The following is a 10,100-nucleotide window of genomic DNA, read 5'->3' as shown; positions in this document are numbered from 1 at the left end:
GTTGGGGTGAGGGGACAAGCTGGCTGCGCTGTGCCCAGTACGCCAGCAGGTGCAGGCTGGCAGAATAGTAATCCTCATCCGGTGCCAAGCGATCTTTCAGCGGCCCCCGATCTCCCACCGTCAGATCCCTGACCGCCCTCATTCCTGGGCTTTGATTATACTCGGCGCGCTGGCCGCTAAGCACATCCAGCCAGGCCGGTATCGCCCGGCGATCAAAGCCGCGCCAAAAGCTGGCAAAGGGGCTTAGTGACAGGCTGTCGGCCTTGTCCCAATAGAGATAGAGCGGAACCCGCACCGCATCAAAACCAAATCGCGGCGCCCAGTCGCTGGCCGGAGTCATTTGCCCATTGGCCTGTAGCGTGACCCAGTCGCTGGGTAGATGCTGTTTGCCAAAGCGCATTCTGCTGACCATGGTCATGCTATCGTCGATAAGCTTTTTCCACGCCGGCAAATGGCTTTCTTGGTAAAATGCGTGCCAGGCGGGAAAGACAAAATAGGAAGGATTAACGATCACCGAACCGTTCTGCCTGAAACCGCTAGCGCCAGGCAACATCACCCGATAACCGGCATAGTCGATGACGGTATGTTTGAGCAGAGCTTGCTGTATCTGCGCCGAGGAAGCCAGATAGGCAGGCACATTCCAGCGTTTCCCCGCCTTCAACAAGGCCCAAGCAATTAGGATATCGCCATCGGTGGCATTGTTTTTATCGGCTATCGGCACCGCCTTCCCCGGTTCATAGCGCCAGGAAAACAGGCCGATATCCTGGCGATACAAAGTGTTGTGGGTCCATCGCCAAAGATTGTCAAACGCAGGACGGTCGTCATTGTAGACCGCCAACAGCATGGCAAACCCTTGCCCTTCGGTATGGCTGACGTTGTTATTGCCGGTATCGACAATCCGTCCGTCAGCTAATAGAAAACGCTGTTTGTATTGCGTCCAACCGCTGTCGGCAGCCTGAGCACCAAGGGACAACACCAACCCCAGCCAAAGCAGGAGTACGCGGAGCCTACCAAACCTGCTTTTCGCCATCATGTTTACCTGCGTTGCTCGTTTCTATAGCAAAAGACCAGAGTGTTATCCTTGGCCGGGCTGCACCAGCGTAGGGAAACATGCGCCTCACCGCCCTGAGCCAGCAGCCAGGCGTCATAGGCCCCCTCGAGCACCGTGGCAAAAGAGAGTGCCCAGACGTCTTCGTTGGCCGGATTGGCACTGTGCGGGTAGGCATAATGGGTCAGGATCATCTGTTCGCCATTGGCCTCAATCTGCACCCTGCCCCAGTCAAACTGACGTAGTAAGGCATTGAGAGCATCCTCCAACTCTCCCACCGTTTCCGCCTCCGGCAATGGCAGCTTCTTCGCCAGGTTACTCCCCATCAAACGCAGAAAGTCGCGGCTGTCCGCATCATCAGCAGAAGCCAGAATGCCGGAGAACACCACTTCGATCAGATCCTGCCAACCCGCCTTAAACTGACGCTGGCGATAATAATCAAGCTCATACCCGGTAGTGTTAATATCTTGCATGGTTATTTTCCATCTAACAGATATTTAAAATAGAGCAAAGCCGTGCTCTCGGAATAGCTGCCGAAAGTGTCATAACCCAACTGCCCCCCAACCAACACGCTTGGCGTGACCTTATAAGTCCCCCCCGCCTTCAGGCTGTAGCCAATGCCACTCTTGTCCTCGCTGGCATATCTGGCCTCTTTGCCGTAACCCTGGCTGACCAGGCTTTCCAACTGAGACTGAAGAGCCGGATCGTTCGGGTAATACAGGCTTTCCTGATTGTTATAGGTCTGATAACCCACGTTGCCGCTCAGAATATAGGTGAAGTTATCCTGCTTTTTGGTGTACTCCACCGGCAGCGAGATGCTGAGATAATCCTGCGGGCTGAAGTAGCCCCCTTGACCGTAGCTGAAGTAACTGAGGTTTTTGTCAAAATCCATATAGTTGACGTTAACGCCCACCTTCAGCTCGCTATCATCATCCTTATAAGGGCGGATGTAGGCTCCCAGAATGCCGGTCACGCTATGGTTATCCGCCACGTTATCACCCACGTAGCTGTAATAACCCGCGCCACCGTAAGCTCCGAGCACGCCATCATCGTATCCAAGATTTACTCCGCCGCCGTTCTTGGTCACCGCCCCCCATTTCTTGCCGGTGATGGTATCTTCGGTCCCGACATAGGAGAGCAGGCTATCTTTTACCGCGCGACGTTCAAGCGTCATATCCAGCGTTGAGTGTTCGGTCAGCTTGGGTGACCATTTCACGCCACCCACTATCGAACTGATGCCGCTGCCCATTGGCGTACTGCCCACGTCCAGCTTATAGCTGTCACCGCTTAGTGCCAACGCCAGTTCTACCCCGGTATCTTGCTGCTGCCCCGGTGAGTCGGCATAGATATCGTTAGGGCCAAAGGTCTTCGGCTGTGTCACCAGGCCAGCCAGCGTCTGCCTTTCGTTATAGGCCTGATCCTGCGCCACCGTGGCAGCGGCACACTCTGGCGAAGTGGCGTCAATAGAACACAGGCTATCGCGGGTGGCATGCAGTTGCTGATAACGCAGATCGGCGGCCTGTGCGGCAGCAATCGAGGTCTGAGAGGCAACGACGGAGGCCTGAGTCGCAGCCTCGATAGCCCTGGCCTGTTGCAGCGCACCGGTACCAAAGCGGCTGTTGGCGCTGTCGGATGGTGTACCGGATTTCAGCATCACCGGTGTCACATCAACACTGAGTCTGCCATTATCGAACGGCATGCCTGACAGGGTGATTGGGCTTCTCACTTCCGTGATATTACTCAGGCCGTTTTCACCACTGCTGTTATCACGCAATGAAATATTCCCCTGAACCCAGGTGGCGGTCTTGTCCTGCACCTCGTCCATCAGCTTATCAATCTGCTGCAAGGTCGGGTTTTTCACTACCTCCGCAGGAGCGCGCGCGTAACCTGGGGCTGCAACTTGCCAAGGCAGCACCTCACCGTAAGCCGAGGAAGAGGTATTCACGCTCGACGATGCCGTGCTCTGCGCGGCAAACGGATTATCCGCCAGCCGCAAACCGCCAATCACTGCAGGCCCCCCGCCTGGCGCACCGCTTACGCCATTGACTCGGTTTTTCGCCTCACGCAGAAACACCATCGCCTGTGGATAGTTACCGTCCGCTTGAGCCACGCGCGCCGCCAGCAGCAACTGATCCGGCGTTTTAAGCGCAGGCAAGCCGCGCAGCAACTGTTTGGCTCGATCGACATCGCCATCGGACAATGCGACCCCGACGGCACCTTCGCGCGCCCCTTGGTTCAGGCTGTCACGGCTGAGCAGGTAGTTGTAAACCTGCCCGGCCTCTTTGTTCATATTGCCAGACTGATAGAGACGCCCCATCGCCAGCATGATATCGGTATTTTGCGGATCGTTTTGCAACGCGCCGATCAGCTTGTCATACGCGGCGCTATACTGCCCCTGCAAACGCAGTTTATCCGCCTCATTGATCACGCTGCCGTTGCGCAGTTGGCCAATCTCGCGGGTTGAACTGCGCGCCCGCAACGCCGGGTTATTCAGCCAGGCATCGGCTTCCTGGCTTAACCCGGCCTGATTGAGCACCGCTATCTGGGCCGCGTAATCACCCGCATTGCCTTTGACTCCCAAACGCATGTTGTCACGCACCAGTTGGACCGCCGTTGAGGTATCCCCCACCGTCATCAAATCTTTTGCCAGTTCCCCAAGGGCCGCGGGTTCAGTCGGAGGCTTCTGCGCCAACTGCCGCAAGATGACCGCCGCGCTGGCCGTGTTACCCTGGCGAAGATAACTTTCTGCACTGGCCCGCTGCTGGTTGGCCGACGCAGTGGCCACCAGAGCCCGCATGCTGCTGTTCTGCCTCCCTTGCGGGATACGCGCCATCAGGGTGGAAACGTTCAGCCAGTCGTTACGTTCTGAAGCAAACAGCGCTGCCGCGTACAGGCTATCTGGCGAAGCACCAACCTGCATCAGCGGAGAGATCAAGGTTTGCGCCTGCAACTCTTGCCCCTGTTTGTTCAGGATGCGTGCCATATCCAGCCGTACCCAAACGTTCGAAGGCTGCTTTTCCAGCGCCTGTTGCAAGATCATCATCGCACGCTGCGGATCGCCATTCTGCATGGCGGCCTCGGCCTGCCTGCGCTGAGGATCAACATTCACCCCCGCCACCGCCTGCTGGACTTTAGGCCGTTGATCGGCTGGGATAGTTTGCAGTATCTGCGCAGCTTGCGGGCCTTTGTCACGCTGTTGCTGCAACAAATAATACAGCCCCAGCCTGGCATCATTATTCTGCGGATTTTGCGCCAGCAAGCCGCGATACATCTGCTCGGAGGCAGTGAAATCCCCTTTCTTACGAGCCAGATCGGCCCGGAACAGCGTCGCCGCGTTGCCTTTATCCCCTGTAGCACGGCTCAGGGGCGCACTGATCGCCAAGGCTTCATCCAATTGGCCTGCGTTGGCAGCCTGCTTGGCTTTGTCCAATGTCGCGTAAAACGCCGCTTCCTGAGCCAACGCCCCCCACTGCGCACTCTGTGGGCCGCCCTGTTTTGCCGCCTGGGTGAGGTAGTTTTCTGCCTGCGCGAAGTTTCCGCTGCGCATCGCCGTAAATCCCATCCCGGCCAGGGCATCCGCATCATTCGGGTTGCTGGCCAAGATAGCGGCAAACTGATCCTTGGCGCTGCCCAGATCCCCTTTATTCAGTTCGGAGAACCCAACGCCTTTGGCCGAGCCGGCAATATTCTGCTGATAATAGGCCGCCACGGCCTTGTCCGCCGGATGCCGTTGCTGATAGGCATCATACAGCGGCTTGTCAGCCGGTTGCGGTGCCAACCACAGCAGCGCCTGTTTCAACGCCTGATCGGCCTCATTATTGTTCGGAGCCATCGCCGCCAACATATCGATCCCCTCACGACGGGTCGATTCCTGATAGGTCAGCACCTTGCCCAGCACCACACGGGTTTGCGTGTCATTGGGTTGCATAGCCAGCCGCTGCTTGAGGCCATCAATCGCCTCCTGCCTGCCCGCAGGTGAACCTGCCAAAGTGAGGTAATACTCATTGGCAAGGTTATCGATCGGTGTCTTGCCGTTGAACACCGTCTGATAAGCCGCAGCCGCCTGGGCAAACTCCCCTTTCGCCGCCAACTGCCGGGCCTGCGCCAACAGACTTTTGGAGACCGACGGAGCCGCTTCGGTACTGCTCAACGCCTGGAGGCGAGGATCATTGGGCGCGATAGCGCTCAGTTTTTTACGCCAGATTTCGGCCTTGGCCTTATCCCCGCTCTGCATGGCATACAGAGATAGCAGATACATCGCCTCGGCGTTGTTCTCGTCGATCAGCAGGACTTTCTGCAACGCCCCCTGGGCCAGTTCATCATGCGATTTGTCATGCCAGTAAGCCGCCTGTTGAAACAGGGCTTTCAGCGCGGGGTTATTGTCATCCGCCAACGCCGACACCGAAAAAATCGTCAGCCCAGCCAGAGAGACCCAATACAATTTCTTTTTCAGCAATAGGTTCATTGGCGGCTCCTGTCTAGCTTCTGGTCGAGACGTGTTTTAACTTTCATCTTCTGCATCTCTCCCCAGGCGTTTGGTGGCGTGCTTGCGTAGCAAAATATACAGCCCCAGCCCCAACACCACGGAAATCCCCAACACGGTCAGGGATAAAAGCACCACATGTTTACTGGCATACCAGATAAAGATCAGATACCAGGGCAGATCCCCACTCGGGAACTGTTCGCCAACCTGGAAACTGCGTACGCCGTTCTGATCGGTGATCACCGCCAGATCGCCACGCACTCCGGCGTTGATCTGGGCCAATTTCAGATCGCCATAGATCTTGTTCAGGTCATCGTCGGAAGAGGCGCTGGCCACCACCACCACCCGTTGCGGATCCCAACCGGAACGGAAACTGAAAAATCCACGCCAGTCCGTCAATGAGGAGAGATAACGATCGGCGTCGATGCCTTGGGTCCGCCAGTTACCTTTCAGGTAGGACTGCAGTTTTTCCAACGTAGACTGCGCCTTGACCGCCAACCCACCGCTATCGTTTAGCGTAAAAGGCACCTGTTGCAACAGCCGCTGATAGAAAGTGCTCTGAGCCAGTGAGGCGACCACCAGCACATCCTTGCCCTTGAAGTCGTCCAACTCGCTCTCATTGCCTCGTAGGCCAAAGCGGATATCCACATTGCCAATCGAGCTGCCGGTAGCCGCGCCTGAGCGAGCGGTCAGATTCAACAGCGCGCGGACTTCGTTGTCCGTGGGTTTTTCCGCCATTAACAGCACGGTTTGCGAGAAGTCCGCCAGCTTGGAGAATGGGAAGGAGGCCCCAACGAAATAAGAGAGGTTAGGCAACTCGGTGAAATGGTAGGTATCGCTCAGATCAATATACGAGTTGGGCCCGATATGGCTCTTGAGAGTGTTGCTATCCGTCGGATCGCAGGAGGCGCCGTTTTTCGGCACGATAGAGAAATAAAGCTCCAGCATGTTGTCGCCGTAAATCAGATACGGTGGCAGGGCCAAGGCGTATTGTTCCTGGCGAATATCGCCGCCAAACTGGTGCCACAGCAACTCCAGCTGTCCGCGTTTGTTCACCGAAAGGTTACTCAGGAAAGTGCCATTCAGCGTGGCACTGAGCTGGGATTTATTCTCATCGATCCAGTTGTCGGTGGGGAAACGGTAGTTGATTTGCAGCGGGACGTTTCTGCCATCCCACATAAACAGGTCCGGGGCGGCACGGAAAGCAACGCGCACCGCGTCATGGTAAACGCCGGTGACGGTCAGTTCCTCATTACTGGCCACCAGCTTGTCAAAGCTGACCGGCTTGCTGGTATCGATCCAGCGCGGGGCGTCGTAGGGCTGGCGCAGCGGAATAGTCACCGGCTTCACCGCCAGCAACGCGGTTTTCTCCGGCAACGGCTGGCTGACCAGACGATAGGCTGCCTGGCGCATCTCGGTGGCGTTACGCCCCATCACCAGCAACAGCTTGTAAACCGGGTTCAGCGGATTATCAATCATCTGAATGGTCGGGCCATCGGCCTGTGGCAGAGTCAACTGGCCAATCTGCTCGCCGGGGCGCGCAAAGATAATGCCGTTCTGTTCGGGCAAGCTATCCTGCAATACCTGAAAGTTCAAGTTATTATGGCGCGTTACCTTCCCCAGATAAGAGCTGACGATAGCGGAGGCTACCACGTCTTCCGGCCGTTTTTCCTGGCCGAAGATCACGTCCACCAAGGTGGGTTGCATGGCCTGAGGATCAAAGAACGGATTGGGGAAACGGCCGAGGTTCGGGCTGATATTCAGCACCTGGTTTTCCAGATGTAACTGGCTGGTTGGCAGCACCTTGAGCCAATATTTATTGGCCGCCCCCTTTTCGCACAGCATGGCCGCATTGCTGCCATTGCCAATGCTGAAACTCAGGTTGTTGCGCGCTACGATCATGGCGGCCGGGATCGGTACCTGCAAACTGACCTTGCCTTCATGCAATTGGTTCAGCTTCTGGGTGCTCAAGGGTTGCCCATTGAGCATCAGTTGCAGCTCGGTATCGGTTCCTATCAGGGCCGGGGAAATGTCGAGATCCAGCACCAGATTGCCGTCCGTTACCACCCAGTCCGAGGGTAAGGTAAAGGTGAAGCCGGACTGCTGTTGCCAGTTGCTCAACGTCAATCCTGTGGTTTGCCCCATATCGCCCACGCTGAGCGTGGAAGCGAGCGACTGATTGAAGACGGTAACCGGTGGCGTAGCGATATCAAGCGGAGCAGTTTGCTCAACACTGCCCGGCACTGCACCCGCTGGTGGAGCATCTGTTGGACGCGGCAAGGTAGGAAAACCTGGCATCTCGACACCATCGCTGGCATGTGACGGCGCAGGCTGCGGATCGGCTGCAAGGGCAAGACCAGAAAGCCCCATCCCCAACATCAGGCCGCTGACCAGAGCAATGAGCGTAGATCGGCCTGTTGGCAACTTGGTTTTCACCCGGCTCATAGGGCTTGTTCCTTATCCCGCTTTAGTTCAGGCCGCTTCTGCTGCTTTTTGGCCCGACGATCGCGCCAGGAAAAATAGAAAAACTCGAAAATACAGCGCAGGACGCCCAACAACGAACGCAGTGGCCGATCCTGTGGGAAAGGTTTGGTCTGGATCCAGGCATCTGCCCGCGCCAATACTACCCGCACCAGCTCCCGTCGTTTCTCAATCGGCATCTCTTTGAACATTAACCGGGTCACCGACTTGTCGACATCGATCAACTCTACCGGGAAACAGACGGCCCCAGACTTGAGCGATATTTCCACCTCTTCGATCGGATCGTTGAGGAAGCGCTCGTCCGGCGTTTTCAATTTGACCCCACCCATCGAAAGATCCAGGGTTTCGGTACGCATCGCCGCGCCACTGGCAAAGTACAGCACTGCAGGCAAGGAGGCATCGATACGGATGGTTTTTCGCACCTGGCGAGTTTCCCGCGCTACGGCAATGGCGGCCAGCAGGATAATCATGCTGAAACTGGCCCAGGCAATATTAAGCCAAATAACCTGCGGGTTAGCACCATAGTGATCCGGCATCACCAGGCGGATCGCGCCCCAGGCAGTACCGATTAACAGCAAGGACACGGCGATAATATGCGGCCGGACAATATGGGAGTCGAAATAGTTAACATCCAGCAACGCGCCTTTATCCGTCACGTTAAACTTGCCGTGTTTTGGCGAGATCATCGTCAACAGGGTCGGTATCACCAGGTGGAAACACATCACCGTCTCATAGATTTCCCCCCAGAACGAATAGCGATAGCGTCCGTTGGCTCTGGAGTTGATATAGATCGACATCACCAGATGCGGTAACACATAAGCGAAAATCAGCCCGGCGGAGGAGGCGATGATATTGAGGTTGAACAGCAGATAAACCAGCGGTGCCACGCAGAATATCACCCTGGGTAAGCCGTACTGGAAATGCAGCATGGCGTTCAGATAGCATAAACGCTGCTGCCAGGTCAGGCCGCGCCCCAACAAGGGATTATCCACCCGGAAGATCTGCGTCATACCGCGCGCCCAGCGGGTACGTTGGATCACGTGCAGCCCCAAGCGTTCGGTGGCCAGCCCGGCTGCCAATGGCAACGCCAGGAATGCCGTGTTCCAGCCTCGACGCTGCATCTTCAAGGCGGTGTGGGCATCTTCGGTCACGGTTTCTACCGCAAAACCGCCCACCTCCTCCAGCGCCGAACGGCGGATCACGGCACAGGAGCCGCAGAAGAAGGTGGCGTTCCAGTTATCATTACCCTGTTGCACCGGCCCATAGAACAGTGCGCCTTCGTTAGGGACTTTGCTCGCCTCTGACAGGTTGCGTTCAAACGGATCCGGCGAATAGAAATAGTGCGGGGTCTGAATCAACGCCAGACGCTCATCCACCAGGAAGCTGCCGACCGTCGCCTGCAAGAAGGCGCGGGTTGCTACGTGATCGCAGTCAAACACGGTGATCAATTCACCCTGAGTCACTTTCATCGCGTTATTCAGATTGCCCGCTTTGGCATGGTGGTTATTGTTGCGGGTAATATAGCCTACACCCGCATCGGCACAGAATACGGCAAACTCATTACGTTTGCCGTCATCCAGCACGTAGATTTTCATCTTGTCTTTCGGGTAGTCAATGCACTGCGCCGCCAGTATGGTGTCGCGCACCACGTCCATACTTTCGTTGTAAGTAGGAATATAGACATCTACCGTTGGCCATAGCGACGTGTCGTCGGGCAGCGGTTCAATAGTGCGTTTTAATGACCAGGTAGTCTGAATATAACCAAACAGCAATATCACCAGGGCATACAGCTCGGTGATAAACAGGGCAATACCCAACACCGCCTCCAGGGTACTGTTGAAATGCAGGGTTTCTGTCGCGCGCCAGTAGATGTAACGTAATGACATCAGGGTCGACATCACAATCATTACCAGGGTAACTTTTTTGCTTTTACTCACCCCTAAAATAAACACGATCGCTATGCAGATCAGGCCAAAGATATACTGATTATCACTGCTCATGGGGGCAATGATAATCAACAGCATAAAAGGTAAGGCCAACAGCAGTAAGAAATAAAAGAGTATTTTATTCATAACTAACCAGACAATC

Annotated in this window: 5 protein-coding genes; all 5 read right to left on the bottom strand. The window is 56.0% G+C overall.

Features of this window, described 5'->3' with window-relative positions:
• The coding region (locus ACKWMY_RS22725; RefSeq protein WP_409487086.1) for a glycosyl hydrolase family 8 at positions 1-1,033 on the bottom strand (1,033 nt) is incomplete at its 3' end.
• Positions 1,034-1,035: 2 nt separating this feature from the next.
• The gene (gene bcsD / locus ACKWMY_RS22720) at positions 1,036-1,521 is read right to left on the bottom strand and encodes a cellulose biosynthesis protein BcsD (protein WP_409487085.1); all 486 of its coding nucleotides are present in this window, start codon (positions 1,519-1,521) and stop codon (positions 1,036-1,038) included.
• A 2-nt stretch (positions 1,522-1,523) separates the two neighbouring features.
• Complete coding sequence (locus tag ACKWMY_RS22715) at positions 1,524-5,513, bottom strand: cellulose biosynthesis protein BcsC (protein WP_211134477.1); 3,990 nt, start codon at positions 5,511-5,513, stop codon at positions 1,524-1,526.
• Positions 5,514-5,549: 36 nt separating this feature from the next.
• The gene (gene bcsB, locus ACKWMY_RS22710; protein ID WP_409487084.1) at positions 5,550-7,976 is read right to left on the bottom strand and encodes a cellulose biosynthesis cyclic di-GMP-binding regulatory protein BcsB; all 2,427 of its coding nucleotides are present in this window, start codon (positions 7,974-7,976) and stop codon (positions 5,550-5,552) included.
• A complete protein-coding gene (gene bcsA, locus ACKWMY_RS22705) occupies positions 7,973-10,084 on the bottom strand; it encodes a UDP-forming cellulose synthase catalytic subunit (RefSeq protein WP_074028043.1) in 2,112 nt (703 codons plus the stop codon). Before bcsA ends, bcsB begins: the two co-directional genes overlap by 4 nt.
• Positions 10,085-10,100 lie beyond the last annotated feature (16 nt).

The organism is Serratia sp. J2 (assembly GCF_046269175.1).
Classification (GTDB): Bacteria; Pseudomonadota; Gammaproteobacteria; order Enterobacterales; family Enterobacteriaceae; genus Chania; species Chania fonticola_C.
The sequence above is the reverse complement of the archived record's forward strand: the minus strand, read 5'-3'. Positions and strand labels throughout refer to the sequence as shown.